Annotated in this window: 17 protein-coding genes; 3 read left to right on the top strand and 14 right to left on the bottom strand. The window is 73.5% G+C overall.

Features of this window, described 5'->3' with window-relative positions; translation table 11 throughout:
• Positions 1–6: 6 nt before the first annotated feature.
• Positions 7–603, bottom strand: a complete 597-nt coding sequence (locus LPA27_RS12680; RefSeq protein ID WP_228942668.1) for a rhomboid family intramembrane serine protease — start codon at positions 601–603, stop codon at positions 7–9.
• Between the two features lie 101 nt (positions 604–704).
• On the opposite strand from LPA27_RS12680, the gene LPA27_RS12685 reads away from it, so the two are divergent.
• Positions 705–2369: a sensor histidine kinase gene (locus LPA27_RS12685; protein ID WP_228942669.1), complete on the top strand. Its 1665-nt coding sequence runs from the start codon at positions 705–707 to the stop codon at positions 2367–2369.
• A gap of 150 nt (positions 2370–2519) precedes the next feature.
• Here LPA27_RS12685 and LPA27_RS12690 read toward each other — a convergent pair whose 3' ends face one another.
• A complete protein-coding gene (locus LPA27_RS12690; protein ID WP_228942670.1) occupies positions 2520–3527 on the bottom strand; it encodes a cytochrome d ubiquinol oxidase subunit II in 1008 nt (335 codons plus the stop codon).
• Positions 3524–4918: a cytochrome ubiquinol oxidase subunit I gene (locus LPA27_RS12695; RefSeq protein WP_056863454.1), complete on the bottom strand. Its 1395-nt coding sequence runs from the start codon at positions 4916–4918 to the stop codon at positions 3524–3526. The genes LPA27_RS12690 and LPA27_RS12695 overlap by 4 nt, the downstream gene beginning before the upstream one ends.
• Positions 4919–5127: 209 nt before the next feature.
• Between LPA27_RS12695 and LPA27_RS12700 the strand changes: the two genes are divergently transcribed.
• Complete coding sequence (locus LPA27_RS12700; RefSeq protein WP_056863453.1) at positions 5128–5508, top strand: hypothetical protein; 381 nt, start codon at positions 5128–5130, stop codon at positions 5506–5508.
• A 367-nt stretch (positions 5509–5875) separates the two neighbouring features.
• Here the strand turns inward: LPA27_RS12700 and LPA27_RS12705 are convergent, their stop codons facing one another.
• Genes LPA27_RS12705 through LPA27_RS12720 form a run of 4 tightly spaced genes read right to left on the bottom strand, consistent with a single transcriptional unit; the run spans position 5876 to position 9040 of the window.
• Positions 5876–6559, bottom strand: a complete 684-nt coding sequence (locus LPA27_RS12705; RefSeq protein ID WP_193666257.1) for a dihydrofolate reductase family protein — start codon at positions 6557–6559, stop codon at positions 5876–5878.
• Positions 6547–7125 carry a hypothetical protein gene (locus LPA27_RS12710; RefSeq protein ID WP_228942671.1) on the bottom strand — a complete coding sequence of 193 codons (579 nt, stop codon included), beginning with the start codon at positions 7123–7125 and terminating at the stop codon, positions 6547–6549. The genes LPA27_RS12705 and LPA27_RS12710 overlap by 13 nt, the downstream gene beginning before the upstream one ends.
• 5 nt (positions 7126–7130) lie before the next feature.
• Positions 7131–7994 carry a dihydropteroate synthase gene (folP, locus tag LPA27_RS12715; RefSeq protein ID WP_228942672.1) on the bottom strand — a complete coding sequence of 288 codons (864 nt, stop codon included), beginning with the start codon at positions 7992–7994 and terminating at the stop codon, positions 7131–7133.
• The gene (locus LPA27_RS12720) at positions 7991–9040 is read right to left on the bottom strand and encodes a glucosyl-3-phosphoglycerate synthase (RefSeq protein ID WP_228942673.1); all 1050 of its coding nucleotides are present in this window, start codon (positions 9038–9040) and stop codon (positions 7991–7993) included. Before LPA27_RS12720 ends, folP begins: the two co-directional genes overlap by 4 nt.
• A gap of 166 nt (positions 9041–9206) precedes the next feature.
• On the opposite strand from LPA27_RS12720, the gene LPA27_RS12725 reads away from it, so the two are divergent.
• The gene (locus LPA27_RS12725; RefSeq protein WP_228942674.1) at positions 9207–10427 is read left to right on the top strand and encodes a beta-galactosidase; all 1221 of its coding nucleotides are present in this window, start codon (positions 9207–9209) and stop codon (positions 10425–10427) included.
• Here the strand turns inward: LPA27_RS12725 and LPA27_RS12730 are convergent.
• From LPA27_RS12730 to LPA27_RS12760, 7 genes are all read right to left on the bottom strand, one after another.
• On the bottom strand, positions 10339–12546 hold the full coding sequence (locus LPA27_RS12730; RefSeq protein WP_228942675.1) for an acyltransferase family protein: 2208 nt from the start codon (positions 12544–12546) through the stop codon (positions 10339–10341). The genes LPA27_RS12725 and LPA27_RS12730 overlap by 89 nt on opposite strands.
• Positions 12547–12554: 8 nt before the next feature.
• Positions 12555–13709, bottom strand: a complete 1155-nt coding sequence (locus LPA27_RS12735; protein WP_228942676.1) for a glycosyltransferase family 4 protein — start codon at positions 13707–13709, stop codon at positions 12555–12557.
• A complete protein-coding gene (locus LPA27_RS12740) occupies positions 13706–13888 on the bottom strand; it encodes a hypothetical protein (protein WP_228942677.1) in 183 nt (60 codons plus the stop codon). The genes LPA27_RS12735 and LPA27_RS12740 overlap by 4 nt, the downstream gene beginning before the upstream one ends.
• Before the next feature lie 179 nt (positions 13889–14067).
• Complete coding sequence (locus LPA27_RS12745) at positions 14068–15510, bottom strand: oligosaccharide flippase family protein (RefSeq protein WP_228942678.1); 1443 nt, start codon at positions 15508–15510, stop codon at positions 14068–14070.
• The gene (locus LPA27_RS12750) at positions 15507–17072 is read right to left on the bottom strand and encodes a glycosyltransferase family 39 protein (RefSeq protein ID WP_228942679.1); all 1566 of its coding nucleotides are present in this window, start codon (positions 17070–17072) and stop codon (positions 15507–15509) included. Before LPA27_RS12750 ends, LPA27_RS12745 begins: the two co-directional genes overlap by 4 nt.
• 72 nt (positions 17073–17144) lie before the next feature.
• Complete coding sequence (locus tag LPA27_RS12755) at positions 17145–18545, bottom strand: glycosyltransferase family 4 protein (RefSeq protein ID WP_228942680.1); 1401 nt, start codon at positions 18543–18545, stop codon at positions 17145–17147.
• The gene (locus LPA27_RS12760) at positions 18538–19335 is read right to left on the bottom strand and encodes a glycosyltransferase (protein ID WP_193666267.1); all 798 of its coding nucleotides are present in this window, start codon (positions 19333–19335) and stop codon (positions 18538–18540) included. The genes LPA27_RS12755 and LPA27_RS12760 overlap by 8 nt, the downstream gene beginning before the upstream one ends.
• Positions 19336–19672: the final 337 nt, after the last annotated feature.

The following is a 19672-nucleotide window of genomic DNA, read 5'->3' on the forward strand; positions in this document are numbered from 1 at the left end:
GCGGCCTCAGCCCCGCGAGGTGTCCGCGCCCGGCCGGGCCACGACGTACGCCGCGACCGCGCCGGCCAGCGCCCCGAAGAGGTGGCCCTGCCACGAGATGCCCGGCTGCCCGGGCAGCACGCCCCACAGCAGCCCGCCGTAGACGACCAGCAGCACGACGCCGAGCACCATCTGGCCGACCCGGCGGGCCACGAAGCCGCGCAGCACCAGGTAGACCAGCCAGCCGAAGACGAGACCGGAGGCCCCGAGGTGCACCGTGCCGGCCGGGGAGACCAGCCAGGTGCCGAGCCCACCGAGCAGCCAGATGACCGCCGTGGCCGCCAGCCCGCGCCCGATGCCCCCGAGCAGCACGAGGAAGAGCAGGAGCGCGGCCAGCAGGGAGTTAGAGGCGAGGTGGTCGAAGCCGCCGTGCAGCAGCGGGGCGAGCAGCACCCCGACGAGGCCGTCGCCGGTGCGCGGGCGGATCCCGTCGTCGTCCCACTGCACCCCGGGGAGGGCGTCGACGAGCTCGAGCACCCACAGCAGCGCGACGAAGCCGAGGGAGATCCCCAGGGCGGCGGGCCAGGTGCGCCGGGGGCGGGTGGGCGCGGTCGTCAGGCTCACGCCGACCACGGTAGCCAGGCCCTGCACGGGCCGGGTCGGGCGCTCGGCCCGGATCGCGGCGAAGCGCCGCGGGAGGGGGTGCGATGCGTCAGACTGCGAGCGTGACCGTCCTGACGGCCTCGGGGAGCGCCGTCGAGGCTCCTTCCTCGCCGCCCGCCGCGCCGCCCTCCGCACTGCCCGCCGCACTGCCCGCCGCGTCCCGTCGTGCGCCCCTGGTGGTCGCGGCGGTGGTGCCGGCCGTGGTGGGGCTGCTGTTCCTCAACGCCGACCTGCTGCTGGGTCCTCACCCCGCCTTCCTGCCGGCCTTCCTCACCCTGGTGCTGGCCTGCGACCTGCTGACGGCGGTGCTGCTGGTCGAGCAGTACCGCGCCGGCGGCGGGCCCCGCGTGCTGGCGCTCAGCGCCGCGTACGTCTGGTCGGCCGCGATCGTCGTGCCCCACGCCCTGGTCTTCGGCGGGCTCTTCACCCCCACCGGGCTCCTCGGCTCCTCCCCCAGCAGCGCGCCGTGGCTGTGGGCGGCCTGGCACACGGGGCTGCCGGTGCTGATCGGGCTGGCCCTGGCGCCCTGGCCGGCCGGGCTGGAGGCGCGCCTGGGCAGCCTCGAGCACCGCGGCCGCCGGCTGCTGCTGACCCACGGCACCGTCCTGGCCGCGGCCGTCGGGACCACGGCGCTGGTGACCGCGGGCGCCGACCGGATCCCCACGATCATCGTCGACGGCGACTACACCGTGCTCACCGAGCGCTTCGGCCCGTGGATCGTGGCGCTCTGCCTGCTCTCGCTCGGCGCGGCCCTGGTCGGCGTCCTGGGGCGCCGCGACGCCCAGGGCATCGAGGCGTGGGCGATCGTCGCCGTCGTCGCCACCACCGGCGACGCCACCCTCACCCTCTTCTCCGAGTCGCGCTTCACCGTGGGGTGGTACGGCGCACGCGCCCTGGCCCTCACCGCCGCGACCGTCGTGCTGCTCGCCATGCTGCGCGAGGTCACCGCGCTGCACCGCCGGGTGCTGCGCGACTCGGTGCGCCTGGAGACCACCAACCGCCAGCTCCTCGACGCCCAGAACCTGCGCGAGCACATGGTCGCCGTGGTCACCCACGACATGCGCACCCCGCTGACCGGGCTGCAGGGCTACCTCGAGCTGCTCTCCGAGGCCGGGGGCGACCTCGGCGAGGAGCGACAGGCCACCATGATCGACCGCAGCCGCATGCTCACCCGCCGGCTGACGCTCATGACCGAGGACATGCTCGCGGTGGCCACCACCGACCGCGCCGTGGTCGCCCTGGAGCCGGCCCCGCTCCTGCTCGCCGCGGAGCTTCAGGCCTGCGCCGAGGTCTTCCCCGACCTCGACCTGCGCCTGGAGTGCGAGCCCGGGCTCCGGGTGCAGGCCGACCCGCTGCGCCTGCAGCAGGTGCTGGTCAACCTGGTCGGCAACGCCCAGGCCTACGGCGCCGAGCCGGTCGTCCTGGCCGCCCGTCCGCTCCCCGGGCCGCCCGCCGCCCCGGGTCCCGCCCCGGTCGAGCTGGCCGTCTCCGACGCGGGGGCCGGGGTGCCGGCCGACTTCGTGCCGCAGCTCTTCGACCCCTACACCCGCGCCGAGGGCACCGGCCGCCGTGGGTCGGGCTTGGGCCTGTCGGTGGTGCGGGAGCTGGTCGAGGCCCACGGCGGACGGGTCTCCTACGACGCCGCCGCCAACGCCTTCCGCGTGGCGCTCCCCGCCCCGGCCGAGCTCAGCCTGGTCGAGCCGGTCGAGGCCGACCCCGTCGCCTGACGTCCCCCGGCTCCACCCGTCACTCGCGTCACACCGGTCGGCCCGGACCCGCACCTGTCGGCCGACGCGTGGGCCGACAGGTGCGGGTTTCACCAGCCGGCTGGCGAAACCCGCGGACGCCCGCCGCCCCCCTCACACCACCCGACGCCCTCAGTGCCCCGCGTCGGCCCACTTCTCCGACTGCGTCAGCGAGAAGAGGTACGCCAGGGCGGGCAGGACGACGGCGCCGGCGATGCCCACGGCGACGAGGAGGGCGGCCAGCGTGGCGGGAGCGCCGGCGGCGTCGGTGAGGGTGACCTCGTCGACGAGCAGCCAGGGGTACTGCCCGATCCCCCAGCCCGACACCACGGCGGCCACGGCGACGAGGGCGGTCAGCCGGGCCACGGAGTGGCGTCCGACCCAGAGCAGCCACAGGGTGGCGGCGCCGGCCGCGGCGGAGAGCAGTACCAGCGGCAGGGCGCGACCGCTGAGGCCGGCCCACAGGGTCGGGGCGTCCTCGTGGAGCGGCACCAGGGCGGCGAAGACGACCAGCCCGGTGACCGCGCCGACGCCGAGGGTCCGGGCGCGCAGCTGCGCGACCAGGTGTGTGCGGCCGGCCCGCGCGGCGTCGGCGACCAGGAAGACCCCGGCGAGGAAGGCGCAGGTTCCGACGGCGATGGCCCCGCCGAAGAACGACGTGGCGGTCAGCCACGACCCCCACACGTCGCCGCGTCCCTCGGCCGGCACCCGGCCCGAGGCGATCGCGCCGGCGGCCGCGCCGAGGAAGAAGGGCGTGATCAGTGAGGAGGCGGCGAAGACCGCGCCGAAGAGCTGGGCCTGGCGCAGCGAGCCGGAGTACTTGCGGAACGCGAAGGCGGCCCCGCGCAGCACGATGCCCAGCAGCGCGAAGAGCATGGGGAAGATCAGCGTGCTCATGGTGGAGGCGAAGGAGGCCGGGAACCCGGTCCACCACACCACGAGCACGTAGATGAGCCACACGTGGTTGGCCTCCCACACCGGCCCGAGACTGTGGTCGACCTGGGTGCGCAGCTCCGCGCCGCGTCGGCTGCCGCCGGCGGTGAGGTCGTAGAAGCCCGACCCGAAGTCGGCCCCGCCGAGGAGGGCGTAGACGATCACACCGGTGAACAGCGCCGCGGCGACGGCCAGCTCGAGGCTCACGCGTCGGCCCCCTCGAGCGACTCGCGCTCCGGGCCGTAGGGGCTGGGCAGGTCCTCCTCGCCCTCGCGCCAGCGCCGGGCCATCGAGCGGAGCACGACCACGGCGCCGACGGTCATCGCGGTGTAGACGACGGTGGAGATGCCGAGCAGCCACCACAGGCCGGGGTTGTCACCGGCAGCCTCGGTGGTCCGCATGACGCCGTAGACGACCCAGGGCTGCCGGCCGACCTCGGTGGCGATCCAGCCGGCCTCGAGGGCGACGACGGCCAGGGGTCCGGCGAGCACGGCGCCGCGCAGGAACCAGCGGTTGCCGAGCAGGTCGTGCCCGCGCCAGCGGGCCAGCCAGAAGACCACGACCGCGAGGGCCAGCAGGGTGCCGATGCCGACCATCGACTGGAAGGCCAGGTGGGTGATGTTGACCGGCGGCTGCTCGTCGACGGGGATGGTGTCGAGGCCCTGCACCGGCTCGGTGAAGGAGTTCCGCGCGATGAGCGAGCCGAGGTAGGGGATGTCGAGGGCGTAGCGGACCTCGCCGTCGACCAGCAGGCCGCCCAGGCGCAGCGGCGAGGGGCTCTCGGTCTCCAGGGCCAGCTCGAAGGCGGCCAGCTTGGCCGGCTGCGTCGAGGCGAGCCGGGAGCCGAGCAGGTGGCCGATGACCGGCTGGAGCAGCGCGGCCACGGTGGCGAAGACGAAGGGCACGGTGAAGCCGAGCCGGTGGTGGCGGTCGCGGCGACCGCGGAGCATCCCGGCGGCGTAGACCGCGCTGATCGCGAAGCCCGCGACCATGAAGGCCGCCACCCACATGTGGAGGAACTGCATCCACACGCCGTCGTTGAGGAAGGCCACCCAGGGCTGGACGTCGACGACCTCGCCGTCCTCGATGCGGAAGCCGGTGGGGTTGTTCATCCACCCGTTGACCGCGAGCACGCAGAAGGTGCCGACGACGCCGGTGATGCCCATCGGCACGAGCATCAGCAGGTGCTGCTTGGGCGGGATGCGTCCCCAGCCGTAGAGGTAGATGCCCAGGAAGATGGCCTCGAGGAAGAAGGCGAGGCCCTCGAAGGCGAAGGGCAGTCCGAGCACGTCGCCGAAGCGGCTCATCAGACCCGGCCACAGCAGGCCGAACTCGAAGGACAGCACCGTGCCGGAGACCGCGCCGATCGCGAAGAGCACCGCGGAGACCTTCGACCAGCGCTTGGCCAGGACCAGCGCGTCGCGGTCGTCGCGGTAGATGCCGCGCCAGTGCATCGCGAAGATGATGGTGGGGAAGGCGACGCCGAAGCAGGCCAGCACGATGTGCCAGCCCAGCGACAGCGCCATCTGCTGCCGCGCCGGGAGCAGCCCGGCGGGATCGTCGGTGACTAGGGACGTGAGGGCGAGGAGGGGCTCCACGCACTCGACGCTACGTCGGGGGGAGACCGCCTCCGAGGGTTTGTGAATTCATTCACGAAGTCGTGGGAGTGGCCCTCGACACACGGCCGTCACACGTTCTTCACGGCCTCCACCCCGCAAGGTGAAACGATTGGCGCGCAGGCTGGGGCAGCATCTACGGTCGGTCGGCCGTCTGGCACCAACCGGCCCGCGACAGGAAGAGGACAGCCGTGAACGCCCCCGAGCGATCCGACGACGCCCCCCGTCGCGACCCCGGCGTGCCCGCCGTCCGCCTGACCGACGTCGAGACGACGCTGCTGACCCGGGTCGGCGCCGTGCGCTGCACGCTGCGGGTGAGCAACGACGACGTCACCCCGATCGTCGACCTCGCCGTCACCCACGAGAGCGAGGACGGCCTCGTCTGCGGCATGCTCGCGAAGGAGATGCCCGGCCGCAGCAGCCGCGAGTTCAGCGTGCTGATCCAGGTCGGCGAGCACGCCGAGCTCTCCCTGCCGCTCACCCTCGTCTTCACCGACGCCTACGGCGGCCACTGGGCCGCCACCAGCGAGGCCCCCGTCCGGTACGTCGGGCCCGCGGCTCCCGGCGACTGACGGCGAGCACCGGCGCCCAGGGCCTTACAACGTAAGGCCCTGGGAAAGTAAAGACAATGGTCCGATCCGACCATTCAGACCGCGGCGCCCCGACCGCCATGATCGACCGGTGCGGGCACCCGGCCCGCACCCACGGGGGACCCCCGCCACGTGCGCGTCGAGTCGCTCCGCTCCGGGGGGACGGGGCGGCCGACGACCTGGCCGGGGTCGCCCGAGACGGGCGCGGCACCCGCCCGGGTGGAGGTCGTGCGAGACGTGGGGTCTCCCCCGCGTGGCGCACGACCTCCACCGAACCCGCCTCGCAGCGGGACCGGTCGCCGGCGCCCGCGTGCGACGGGCGCGCACCCGCGCGGGTGGCGCAGCAGAGCTACTGGCCGACGCGCCAGCGTCCGAGCAGCGTGCCGTGGTCCTCGAGCAGCAGGGTCAGGTCGAGCGGCTTGTCGATCGGCGCGCCCTCGGTGATCCGGCCGTTGCTGCCGGCGACCAGGCGCGGCACGGTGGTGCCGGTGAGCTCGTCGACACAGCCCTGGAAGACCATGTCGCGCAGCAGGTGCGGCCCGCCCTCGCACAGCTGGTTGCCCCAGCCGCGCTCGGCCAGGGTGGCCTTGAGCAGCGGCAGGTCGACCCGGTGGGACCCGAGGGTCAGCACGTGCTCCTCGCCGAGGGTCGCCCGGGCCTTCTCGATGCCGTCGGAGCGCGAGCAGGTGGCGAGGTAGACCGAGCCGGCCGGCGCACCCACCAACGAGGGCGGCACCTGCGCCTTGCGGCTGACCAGCACGATCGGGGTGTCGGTGGGGCGGTAGCCCTCGGCCTTGGCCGTGCCGGCGCCGACGATGATCACGTCGGCCAGCGAGCGCAGCGTGTCGAAGACCCGCTTGTCGGCGGCGTTGTTGATCGAGCCGCTCACCCCGGTGTCGCCGGTGGCGCTGCCGTCCACCGTGCTCACCATGTTGGCGCGCAGCCACGGCGTCGACGGCGCCGAGTAGAGCTCGCGCAGGTCGTCGTCGCTCACGTCAGGTCCGACGGTGTCGGGACCGATCAGGACTCGCATGTCCACCTCATCACCCAGTACTGCACGCCGAACGGGTCGGCGGCGAAGTCCACCTCTGCCCGCCAGGCCCCCTGTCCGCCCCCGAGGAGCCGGCCCAGCGTCACGAACCCGTCAGGGTTGCCGACCAGCAGCTGATCCGCGAGCTCGCGGTCCAAGCGTGTCAGGTGCTCCGCGTCGACCTGACGGAGGGCCCTCCCCAACGCCTCGTCGAAGCTCGGGGCCCGCTCGTCGAGGTGGCCCGGCGCCTTCTCCCCGCGCCGCGCCGACCCGTTGGCCACCACCACGTACGCCGACCCTTCGGGGTCGGCCGCAGGCTCGCTCGCGGGGTCGGCCGCGGTGCTCGCGGGGACGACGTCGGCGGCGACTCCCGCCGCCTCGAGCAGCGAGCGGGCGACCCGCTCGCCCTGCGCGTCGGCCACGAGCGCGACCGGCCCCGCGCCGGCGAGCGACCCGAGCGCCGCGACGCACGCCGCGCGGAGCTCCGCGACCGGGTCGGCGATCCCGGCGTACTCGGGGAGCAGCGCGAGCACCCCCGGCACCAGCACGACGGTCCTCGCACCACGCACGGCACTCACTGCAGCCCCCTGATCGCTCGGGCCGGGCGGCGACGCCCGAGGACGGTGTTGACCATGTCGACGGTCTGGCGGGTCTCCACGACCTGGTGCACGCGGTAGATGCGCGCACCGGCGGCGGCACACAGCGCGGTGGCGGCCAGGGTGCCGACGAGTCGCTCGCCGACCGGCAGGTCGAGCGACTCCCCCACGAAGTCCTTGTTCGACAGCGACACCAGCACCGGGCGACCCGTGTCGACCATCTCCCCGATGCGACGGGTGACCTCGAGGGAGTGGAAGGTGTTCTTGCCGAAATCGTGGGCGGGGTCGATGACCACGCTGCGGGGGTCGACGCCGGCGGCGACGGCCCGGTCGGCGTAGGCCATGGTGTCGGCGATCGCGGAGGCGACGACGTCGTCGTACTCCACCCGGAAGGGGCGGGTGCGCGGCGTCGCGCCGCCGGTGTGGGTGCAGATCACCGCGGCGCCGGCCTCGGCGGCGGCGTCGACGAGCTCGGGGTCGGCCCCGCCCCAGGCGTCGTTGAGCACGTCGGCGCCGGCCTCGCAGACCGCCCGGCCGACCTCGGCGCGCCAGGTGTCGACGGAGATGACGAGGTCGGGGTGCTCGGCGCGCACCTGCGCGACGAAGTCGACGACGCGCGCCTTCTCCTCGGCGGCGTCGATCTCGACGCCGGGGGCGGCCTTGATGCCGCCGATGTCGACGATCTCGGCGCCGTCGGCCACGACCTGCGCCACGCGCGCGAGCGCCTTGTCCTCGGCCCAGGTGGCGCCCTTGTCGAAGAAGGAGTCGGGGGTGCGGTTGACGATGGCCATCATCAGCATGGCGTCGTCGTCGAACTCACGACGGCCGAGCTTGAGCGTCACAGGAGGTCCTTCGCGGGTGGTCGTTCGATGATCGGTACGTCGCGCTCGACGGGGCAGATGCGCCCGCCGTCGGGACGGTACTGCCGCAGCCGCACCGCTCCCTCCCCCCTCCGGCCCGACTCGGCGGCGCCTCCCCCGCCGGTCGAGGAGCCAGCGCCAGCACCTCCCCCGGTGGGTGAGGAGCCAGCGCCAGCACCTCCCACGGTGGTTGAGGAGCGAGCGCCAGCGAGCGTCTCGACACCACCGCGCCGTCGCTCGACGGCCGCGAGGATCTGCACGGCCATGGCCCCGAGGTCGAGCAGCGCCTGGTGGCGGTGCGCGCGCCGCCCGAGGTCGACCTGGGCGATCGCGCCGGCTCCCCGCAGCCGGCAGGTGTCGATGAGGGCGGCCAGCTCCACGGCGTAGCCAGTCGGCACCGACAGCGACGCGAAGAGCTCGCGACGGATCGCCCACTCCCCCGCCAGGGGCTGCACGAGCCCGGCGAGCGCGGGGTGCTCGAGGGCGATGACCGGGCGGGCGACGAGCTCGGTGACCCGACCACCGTCGAGCGCGCCGAGCCCCTCGGGGCCCTCGCCGGTGCCGGGCCGCTCGTAGAAGCCCTTGACCAGCCCGACCTCGGGCCGGGTCAGCAGCGGGCCGAGCAGACCGGGCACGAAGTGGGTGTCCCAGTCGACGAGGTCGGCGTCCATGAAGACCAACACGTCGCCGGTGGTCACGAAGAGCGACTTCCACATCGCCTCGCCCTTGCCGGGGTGGCTGCCCAGCTCGGGGCGCACCTCCGCGGAGCGGTGCACCACGGCGCCGGCGTCGGTGGCGACCTCGTAGGTCGCGTCGGTGGAGTCGGAGTCGATGACGACGATCTCGTCCAGCAGCGCGACGGTCTCCACGAGCGCCTCGCGCACCCGGGTGACGACGTCGCCGACGGTGGCGGCCTCGTTGCGGGCCGGCACGACGAGGCTGACCCGCAGCCCGCTCGCGGCCTTGGCGGCCAGCAGGTCGTCGAGCGACCAGTCGGCCCAGTGGGAGGTGCCGGGCTCGTCGCTCACCAGGCGAGCCTAGCCAGCGACCCGGCGCACCCACCCACCGGACGGCGACCGACTGACCGACCGGTCGGCGCGAACCGCATGGTCATGAATGACCATCTCGTCGCCCGACCGGTGCGCTACCTCTCACGACGCCGCGCGAGCCGCCCGCCTCTGCGAGGCTGGCGCCATGCCCCCCCGCCCCCGCCGTCGCCCGAGCGACCCGACGACGCGCGCCCGCCTGGCGTCCGTCCTGGCGCTCTGCCTCGTGGCCGTGGGGTCCACCGGCACGCTGCCGCCGGCCGCCGCCCACGAAGGTGCAGCCGACCCCGCGCACACCTACTACGGGATCCTGGGCGCCAACGCACTCGACCTGACCACGCTGACCGGGACCGGAGTGACCGCGGTCTCGCTCGAGGTCGGCTGGGACCGGCTGGAGCCGCAGCGGGGCCGTATCGACCCGACCTACGCCGCCCAGGTCGCCGGTCGCGCCGAGCAGATCCGCGCGGCAGGCCTCGACGTCATCCTCGACGCCGGCCTGCAGTACCCGCCGTCCTGGGTGTTCGACGTCGGCGGCGACACCCGCTTCGTCAACCAGTACGGCGACGTCTGGCAGGGCCAGGTCGGTGCTCGGGTGCCCGACGCCGTCTTCAACCCGAGGGTGCGACGGGCCCAGAACCGTTACCTCCACCGGCTGTCGGCGGTGCTCGACGACGGCCCCATCGCCGCGATCCGCGTCGGCGGGCTCTGGTACAACGAGCTCCACTACCCCCCTGCGACCGTCGGCGACCACCGCAACAGCCTGTGGGCCTTCAGTCCCACGGCCCAGGCCCAGTCTCCCGTGCCCGGCTACCGACCCGGGCAGGGCACGAGCGAGGAGACGGCCGCCTTCCTGGCGTGGTACCTCGAGGAGATCAACGACTACGGGATGTGGCAGCTGCGGCACTACCGCAGGGCCTTCGGGTGGAGGCCCACCCTCCAGCTGCTGCTCCCGGGGTGGGGGGTGCGTCCCGGCGACGTCGACAAGGCCGTGGCGGGCGGCCTGCGCGGCGCCACCCGTGGCGAGCTGACCGGCGCCCTCAACGAGGGCCTCGACTGGGCCGGTCTGCTGCCTCGCGCGGCCACCGTGCGCGGGCACAACGAGGCGTACACCACCTGGGTCGACGCTGCTGACCAGGGCGCCGACCCGGTCTACGAGAGCCCGGTGCGGCACCTGGTGCGACTCGCGCAGCCCCTGGGCCTGCCGGTCGCCGGCGAGAACACCGGCACCAACTCCCCCGAGGAGATGCAGCGCTCGGTCGACCGGGTGCACGAGCTGGGCCTCACCGGCCTGGTGTGGATGAACGCAGCCCAACTCCAGGACGGTCGGTGGGCGACCCTGGACGACTACCGGCGCCTTCTGGCCCCCTGACCAGCGGACCGCCTGCCTCGCTCGCACCGCCGGTCAGCGCGGCGGTGGAGCGCAGGGCGGAGGCCAGCAGGGGCTCCACCCGCTCGGCGAAGGCCGTCGTCATGTGGACGGCGTCCGACCGCACGGGCACACCGTCCACGAAGCTCGGGCACTGGTCCCGGAAGCAGAACCACGGCGCCGAGCTGATCCACGTGCCGCCGAGCTCGGTGGCCATCGTCTGCTCGGAGCGGGCCCGGCTGACCCACGAGTCGCTCACCTGCCCGACACAGTCGACAGGCGAGGAAAGCCGGGTGTAGCACTCCTCGATGTCGGTCCCGCCGGGCGGCGGGGCGAGGATCACCACTGCGGCCCCCGTGGCGACCGCGGGCGCGAGCAGCTGCTCCACACCCCGCGCCCACCCGGTGTCGCTCACCGAGTCGCCGGTGCCGAGCACGTCGGGTGTCTCCGACGAGTTGGCCACGACCACCACGTCGGGGTCGAGGTCGGCGATGGTGGCGAGGGCCTCGGCCCGGCGCGTCGCGCAGTCGTCGACGGCCTCACTGCTGCTGCCGACCGGCAGGGGCACGAAGGGACAGCCGAACGTGCCCAGGCTGACCAGGTCCCACGACCCGCGGGCCTCGAGCACCCCGCGCAGGGGGGCGACGTAGGTCAGCGAGACGGAGTCGCCCACGACCACGGCGGTCCTGCGGGCGTCCGGCGGCCCCCACGTGCACGCCTCGAGGTCGACCGTCTCCGTGCTCACCCCGCACGCCACCACGTCGGACGGCGCCTGGGCGCTCCCGATCGCCTGCTCCATGCTCGGATCGAGCACTGGCCAGTCCGCCGTCTCCAGCGCTGCCAGCACCTTCTCCTGCCAGCGCGCCTCCGCCCCGGTCGGCGGCACGATCGTCGTCGCCGCAGGAGCCGCTCCGGTCAGGTCGACCTCCGGGCTCGCGACGGTGGGCCGCAGGGCGAGGCCGGCGAGCAGGGCGGTCACCACGACGGCGCCGAGACTGGCGACCAGCAGCCGATACCGGGGCGTGAGCACGCCCGAGGTGGCCGGTCGCCCGGAGGTCCGCCGTCGCGAGCGGCGCAGCGGGGTCTCCACCAGCTCGTAGGAGTAGTAGGCGGCGACCAGCATCGCGAGCGCCGCACCGGCGCGGGTCACCGTCGTCTCCGCGACGACCGCGAACCCGAGGACGATGACCGGGAAGTGCCACAGGTACAGGGAGTAGGAGCGGTCGCCCAGCCAGGTGGCGACGCGGTTGCGCAGCAGCCACGGACCGTCGGCGTGCTCGGGCACCCCGGCGAGCACCACCAGGGCGGTGGCCGCGACGGGGGCGGCCGCCCAGGGGCCGGGGAACGCCAGGTCGGAGCCGACCAGCAGCATCGAGGCCACGATGCCCGTCAGCCCGACCCACGACAGCACCCGAGCCGGGACGGGGCGTATCCGGCGCAGCACCGGCACACCGGCCGCGAGACCCGCCCCGACGGCCAGCTCCCAGGCCCGGGAGAAGGTGGAGAAGTAGGCCACCGTGGGGGCGACGGCAGACTCGTGCACCGCCCACACGAACGACGCGAGCGCGACCAGGGCGGCCGTCGCCCCCACGACCACACGCTGAGCGCCACGGACGCCTGCGCGCGAGGCCAGGGCCACGAGGGCGACCAGGAGCACCGGCCAGACGACGTAGTACTGCTCCTCGACGGCCAACGACCAGTAGTGCTGCAGCGGCGACGGTGGCGCGTCGGCCCGGAAGTAGTCGGTGCCCTCGAGCCCGAAGCGCCAGTTGGCGGCGAAGGCCACAGCCCACCCGGCGTCGGCGACGGTGGCCGCGAGCCGGGGGCCGGAGTAGATCAGCCAGGACCCGAGGAGGGTGACGGCGAGCACGAGCCAGGCCGCTGGCAGCAGCCTGCGAGCACGTCGCTCGTAGAAGCCCCTCAGGGAGATGCGGCCGGTGGCAGCCCGCTCCCGCAGCAGCAGGTCGGTGATGAGGAAGCCCGAGAGGACGAAGAAGACGTCGACCCCGACGAACCCGCCCGCGGGCCAGCCGAGGAGGTGGTCGCCGACGACAGCCACGACCGCGAGGGCGCGGAGACCCTGGATGTCGCGCCGGTGCTGGCTCCCTTCCGGGGCTGGCACGCCCGGGCTCACCTGCGCTCCCCCGGAGCGGGCCTGGACGCCGCGCCCGCTCGGGCCACGTCGAGGTAGACCGCCTCCTGCTCGCGCGCGATGGCGTCCCACTCGAAGCGACGGGCGAAGTCGCGCCCGCTCCCGGCGGCCCGGGCCTTGAGACCGGGGTCGTGCCACGCGGCCGCGAGCGCCTCGGCGTAGGCCCCCGCGTCGAGCAGGTCCGTCACGAGGACGCCGCTCCCCTCGGGCACGACCTCGCGCAGGCAGGGGATGGCGTAGGCCACCACGGGGCTGCCGCAGGCCAGCGCCTCCACCGCCACCATGCCGAAGGTCTCATAGCGCGAGGGCATCGCGACGACCCGCGCGCCAGCGAGCAGCCGCAGCTTCTCCTCCCCCTCCACACGGCCGAGCATCACCACGCTGTCAGCGATGCCGAGACGCTCGCAGAGCCGCTCCAGCCTGGCCCGGTCGGGACCGTCGCCTGCGATGAGCAGGCGCCCTCCGATCCGGTCGGCCGCGCGAGCCCACGCCTCGCACAGCAGGTCCAGGCCCTTCTGCGCGATCTCGAGGCGGCCGAGGTAGACCACGTCGCCGCTGTCGGGCTCGCTCACCTCGAAGGCCTCCGGCTCGACCCCGTTCGGCACGACGTCCACGCGTAGCGCAGGTGCGCGGGACCCGATCTGGTCGGCGAGGTCGTGCGAGACGGCCACCGCTCGGCGGTGCGAGCGCAGCCCCAGGGACTCGAAGGCGAGGAACGGCAGGTGGTACTGCCGCGACTTGCCCGCTGCGTCCAGCCACTGGACCACCGCGAGCGTCGGACGTCGGGTCCACCGCGGCGCCGAGACCGACCCGAGTGGCGCCGCGAACTCCTCCACGACGAGGTCGTGGTGCCGGGAGTGGCGCAGGAGGAACCACGGCAGGCAGGCGAAGTAGCTGAGAAGCGAGACCATGTAGCCACGACCGATGCCGAGGTGGACGTGACGTACGCCGTCCTCGACACGGTCCTCCGCGCCCGGGTACCGGGCGGTGACCATCGTGATGTCGTGGTGCCGGGCGAGCCGCGCGTTGACAGCCCGGTTGCGTGCCGAGCCGCCACCGCTCCCGGGGCGTCGGTGGTCCTCGAACCCGAGGTGGAGGATGCGGAGCCTGCGGTGCGGGCTGTCGGCCTTCACTGCTGCCGCCCGACCGTCGACGGGCTCACGTCGATCCGTGCGGTCACGACGCCGGCGAAGCGTTCATGGCCCGAGGCACTCCAGTGCATGTGGTCGGCGAGGTAGTCGCCCCAGACATCGAGCTCCGGGGTGGGATCCACGAACTCGGCTCCGTACTTCGCGGCTGCCTCGCGCAGCACAGTCGCGAGGTGAGAAGTGGTCGCAGGAGCAGAACGCTCGGGGCATTCGTGACCCCAGTCCGGGGGGTGTTGGACGCCCATGGTGATGCCGTGGCAGCGTGGAATCGTCGCAGATGCGACCATTCGGGTCTTCTCAGGTCGCTGCATCCCAGGGCGGTGATGGCTGACGCGCTGGTCCGTCATGAGTCGCCTCTCGTTACGAGGATGGTGTGCAGGGAGGTGCCGAGGAGCGCCGCGGTGGCCAGCGGCACGGCCAGGAGCCAGACCCAGGTGGAGCCGGAGGCGTCGGCGCCTGCGAGGAACGCCGTGGCGAGCAGGGCGCCCGCGAGATCCGACCGCCCGACACCTGCCCAGGGGCGCCACGACCGGGTGCGCACCGCGAGGTGGCACAGCAGTCCCACCATGACGACGGCCGCGGTGAGCGCCACGGCGTATGCACCGCGCGTGGACGCCAGCAGGAGGGCGACGGTCTGCAGCACGGCGGCCGCGAGCAGGACCAGGAGCGCAGTGCGGGAGCGCGCGCGGGCGAGGAGGCCCACCACGAGGAGGTTGACCACACCGGCAGCCACTCCCGTGACCCCGGTGATGCGCACCAGCGCGGACACCTCGGCGGCGGCTTCACCGCCCACCACCGCGACCAGGTCGGTCGGCACGGTGAGGAAGGCGAGGAGCGCGAGGACTCCCAGTCGGGCGAAGAGGGCTACCCCGAGCCGCAGCTGCTCGGCATGAGCCTCGTCGGACCGAGCGGCGACGAGGGCGGGATAGATGGCTTGGCCGAGGGCGATGCTGAGGAAGAGCGGCGCGCGCCCGAGCAGCGCGGCGGCCTGGTAGGCGTACCCGTCCAGGTCCGACCAGCCAGCGGCTGCCGCCACCACGGTGTCGACGCTCGACAGCATCGTCAGCAGCACCTGCACCACGCCGAGCACCAGGGCCGTCGACAACAGCTCGCGGGTGACGCCCCGACGGGGTCGCCGCAGCGGCAGTCCGGCGCGGCACAGGACGACAGCCGCCCCCAGCAGCAGTGCGCTGGCTATGGGCATCCCGGCTACCGCGCCGATCGCCGATCCGCCGAGCGCGACCACCGCGACCAGGCCGATGACGATCCGGCCCACGGCCTCGCCGATGCGCAGCAGCGCGATGGTCGACATGCGTTGCTGACCCTGGAGGAACCCGACCGGGGCTGCGAGCAACGAGGTGGCCAGTGCTGCGCCGGCTGCGACGAGGGCGAGGCCGGGACCTCCGATGCCCAGGCAGATCACGAACGTCAGCGCCGCCAGCACGACACCCTGGACGGAGGCTGCGACCACCCCGAAGTGGAGTGCCTGTCGTCGGGCGTGCCCCGCCCCCTCGCCCAGGGTCGAGGCGTGGGCCACCTCGCGGGCCACGACCCACGGCACCGCCGCCATGACCCCGGTCCCGATCACCAGGAGCACCGACTGCACACCGACGAACTCGACGAATGCGGCCTGCGGCAGCAGCCTCGCCATGGAGAGGCTGAAGAGGTAGTTGCCGCCGCTGATGGCCACGACGGCCAGGGAGAGCCAGAGAGCCCCGCGGGCCCAGCCGCTCGACGCGGAGGGCGAGGAGGGTCCGGCGGTGTCCTCGACGGTCGAGCCGGTCATGACGACCCGCCCGTCAAGGGGCGCACGTCGAAGAGCACGAGCCGGTCTCCGTCGCCCGCCGGCGCCTCGAAGACGACGTCCGCCTGCTTCTCCAGACGCGCCAGGACGGCCGGCCTGGCGAGCCCGTACCCCTCACGCACGAGCTTGGTCTGCACGAGGACGTAGTCGACGTCCTCGCGACGGAACTCGCGCACGGTCGACCACTCGCCCAGCTCGGCGTTCTCGACCAGGAACTGCGCGGTGCCCTCGGTGACCGCCATGCGGCTGCCGGCGGTGATGGCGTCGGCCTCCCAGTGCACGAAGGCCGCGTAGGCATCGACGTCGGTCGTGTGGGTGCGGTGCCACACCGACACGTCGAAGAGCACCGGCACGACCACGAGGACGGCGACCACGACGGGGGCGAGTCGGTGACCGATGCCGGCGGCCCACGACCGGGCCCACAGGACGAGGGTCAGGACGCAGGGCGCCAGGGTGATGTAGTACATCTGCTCCTCGATCGAGCCGATGAACGTGGCGTAGACGAGGTAGCCGCAGGCAGCCAGGCTCCAGGCCGGCAGCACCACGGCGATCGGGTCCGGCCTCAGAGCGGCACGCTCGCTGGCGGCGACGAGCCGCCGCAGCAGCACGAGCGTGGCGATGCCGCCGAGCAGGAGGAGGCCGTAGGTCACCGCGAAGTCCTGGGCGTTGGCGGCGATGCGGGAGGTGAGCGTCACCTGGGTCGTCGGGGAGTTGAAGCCGGTCGGCTGCTCGGTGCCGACGAGACGCGCGAGCCCCTCGGTCCGCGAGTCCCACCACGTGGAGAAGCCGTACGACGAGGCCACGGCCAGGCTGCACAACGCGTAGCCGGCGATGCTGCCGACCAGCACGATCACCGTGGTCCGCCGGCGCACCGCCGCACCGAACCACAGGGCCAACACGGCGAGGGCTCCGACCAGCACCATGCCGAAGGTCTCCTTGGTCGAGAGCGTCAGCCCGCCGAGGACGGCCGCGCCGGCGGTGGCCCACCGCTCGCGGGTCCGCTCGGTGGTGCGAGCAGCGGTGACCAGGAGCAGCAGGCACCCGAGGAGGAACAGCTGGGCGAAGGGCTCGATCAGCACTCTGCTGTCGAAGGAGATCTGGAAGGGGTCGACGGCGACCAGGCCACCCGCGACGAGGGCCGGGACTCGGCCCAGACCCACACGGCGGGCCAGGGCCCAGACCGCGACGACGACCAGGGCTCCGGCGGCCGCGCTCACGTGCCGCAGCGCCAGGATCGAGTCGAGGGGGGCGAGGTCGGGACCGAGGAGTCGGAGCGCACCACCGAGGACGAGGAAGGAGACCGGCGGGTGCAGGGTGAAGGGCTCGCCGTACAGCACGACCCCTGCACCGGTGGCCACGTTGTGCGCGAGCTCGCGGTAGGTGACCTCGTCGATGAAGACGTCGTAGGCACTCTCCACACGGAACCACCGCAGCGCGAGCGCGAGCACCAGCAGCCCCGCGGGGAGCAGCAGGTCGACGAGTCGCAGCGTCGGCCTCCTCCTCAGCGTCGCAGCAGCGCGCGTCGACCAGGCGTGCGTCCTCACCGGCGAGTCGGCCCGGTGGACCGGCTGCTCAGGGCGCGCGGACGTGGCCCGGTCCTCGGTCTGGGTCACGGATCAGCCGGCCAGGGGAGCCAGGTGGTCCCGCCGGCGAGCGACGCGGTACTCGATGCGCCCGTCGTCGACGATGCCGACGCGCCGCATCACGGCGGCGCTCGCGCTGGTGTCGGCGTTGGCGAGGAAGACCTCGACCCATCCCGGGCCGGTGCTGACCACGTCGCCGTGTCGCAGACGGGGCTGCCAGTCGACCGGCACCAGCTCGGCGGGCACCCGCACGACCGTCGAGACGTCTGACCCCGTACGACGCTCGGGGTGGGGCAGCGACAGGCGACGGGTCTCCTGCTCGACGGCCGACCAGATGCGCCCGGTCATCGCGCTCCAGGTGAAGTTCAGAGCCCAGCCGTGGCAGGCCGCGGCCAGGGCCGCCCGGTGTGCGGGGGCGGCGAGCTCGGCGAGCAGCGGCGCTGCCGCTTCCGCCAGCGGCTGGGCGTCGTCGATCAGCCAACCGTTGGTGCCGTGCTGGATGGAGTCACGCAGTCCCGGGCGGGCGTAGGCCACCACCGGGGTGCCGAGTGCGTTGGCCTCGATGACGGAGATGCCCCACCCCTCCCCCTCGGAGGCGTTGACGCACAGCCACGACGCTGCCACCACCTGGTCGCGCTCCTCGTTGCTGCAGTGGGGCCGGAAGGTGACGATGTCGTCGACGCCGAGGTCTGCGGCCAGGCGCTTCAGACCCTCCAACTCGGTGCCCCCTCCCACCACGTCGAGGGTGATGTCGGGGACCGTCGCCCGAAGCGCGGCCACCGCCTCGATGGTCATGCCCGTGCGCTTGTGCGGCACGAGGCGACCGACGCTCACGACGGAGGGATGGTCCGTCTTGACCGGCGAGGAGGTCGCGAGGTCGAGACTCACCCGCCAGCCTGGCGGGACGATCTTCACCTCGCCGCGCAGCTGGAGGATCTCCCGCGCGCCCTGGCGGGTGGACGGGGACACGGCGATGACCGTCCTGGTGCCGTAGACGGCGCGCGAGACCGTGGACTCCAGGAAGCGTCCGACCGCGGCCACCGGCCGCGGGAAGTAGAGGGCGAACTGGTCCTGGTGCACGTGGTGCAGCAGGAGGAGGCACGGGGTCGAGCGCCGCACCGCGAGCGGGCTGAAGAACGGGATGCCGTTCTGGGAGTCGATCACGGCCCGCACGCTGCGACGGTGCAGGAGGAGCCACAGCAGCGCCCAGGCGTAGACGGTGAAGCGACCACCCCGCCGACGCACGGTGTAGCCGTGGACCTCCTCCTCGCGCGGCCGGCCTGCCACGGAGGAAGTCAGCAGCACCACGCGGTGTCCCCTCCGGGCGAGGTCCGCAGCGACCTCGTCGCACACCAACTCCGCCCCACCCGCCTGCGGGTGGTCGAGGTCGCGCCAGTTGGCCACGACGACGTATCCGCTCGTGTCGTCACGCACGGGCCACCGCCTCGGTCTCGTTGAGCACCCGGCGCACGGTCATCAGGTCGCGGAAGGAGCGCCAGCCGTCGCTGACGACGTTGAACCGGCTACCAGCGTCGTTCGACCAGCTCACCGGCAGCTCGGCCACCACGGCATCGGTCCGCTGGATGCGGGCGATCAGCTCGACGTCGAAGGCGTAGCCCTGCAGGCGCATGGTGCCGAAGACCCGCCGGGCCAACGCGCCGTCGAGCATCTTGAACCCGCACTGGGTGTCGGGCATCGGGCCGACGATGGTCGTGGCCACGCGGTTGAAGGCCCGGCTACCGACCTGGCGCAACAGGCTCTGGGGCACCTCGATGCTCGCGCCGATGGCCCGCCGGCTCCCGATGACCGCGTCGTGACCACCGCGCACCATCTGCATCCCGTCCAGCAATGCACTCGGCGGCGTCGACAGGTCGGCGTCGCAGTAGGCGACGACGGCGGCCCGGGTCTCCAGCACACCGCGCCTGACAGCCGCGCCCTTGCCCCGCTCCGAGCAGCTGACCAGACGGAGGTCGAGCCGGTCGCGGAAGCGCTCCAGCACGTCGGCGGTCCCGTCGGTGCATCCGTTGTCGACGACGACCACGGACACGGAGAAGGGCGCGTCGGCCAGAGCCACGGCGATCTCGTCGAGGGTGGCGCCCAGGCGCAGCTCCTCGTTGAGCACCGGGATGACGACCTCGAGGTCGGCCACGGAGGAGGAGCGCAGTCCCGGACCGCGCCCGGACCGCCCCTCGTCAGGGCGCACTCGCCCAGCGGTGATGCTCATGTGATCCCCCCAGATCGATCTGAAGGACCCGCGCGGTGATGCCCGGTCGCTGCCCGGCCGCCTCGGATCCGTCCACAGGAGAACACGACTCGCAAAGCAAAGCCAGTCCGGACCGAGCCCTCCGCGCATCCTCCGATCGGTCGAGAATTTTCTAGTCCGACACGTGAGATGCATGATCGAACGCACGACGTGTCGCAGCCCTCGGGTGCTCCGACCCCGCTCACGGGTGGCGTCGACCGGGGCGTTCGGCACCCGTCTCAGGTCTCTGACCTGCGACGGAGGTCGGACGGGGGCCGGCGCACCGAGTGCGGCGCGGCCTCACTCACCCCCGTTCACC

It is taken from the genome of Nocardioides sp. Leaf374 (assembly GCF_916862475.1).
Taxonomy (GTDB): domain Bacteria; phylum Actinomycetota; class Actinomycetes; order Propionibacteriales; family Nocardioidaceae; genus Nocardioides; species Nocardioides kribbensis.

What these genes read in the sequence shown, in the direction of transcription:
- LPA27_RS12705 (WP_193666257.1), bottom strand. Translation starts at nt 6,559, where the DNA reads ATGCGAGTCCTGATCGGTCCCGACACCGTCGGACCTGACGTGAGCGAC.
- LPA27_RS12725 (WP_228942674.1), top strand. Translation starts at nt 9,207, where the DNA reads ATGCCCCCCCGCCCCCGCCGTCGCCCGAGCGACCCGACGACGCGCGCC.
- LPA27_RS12745 (WP_228942678.1), bottom strand. Translation starts at nt 15,510, where the DNA reads ATGACCGGCTCGACCGTCGAGGACACCGCCGGACCCTCCTCGCCCTCC.
- LPA27_RS12760 (WP_193666267.1), bottom strand. Translation starts at nt 19,335, where the DNA reads ATGAGCATCACCGCTGGGCGAGTGCGCCCTGACGAGGGGCGGTCCGGG.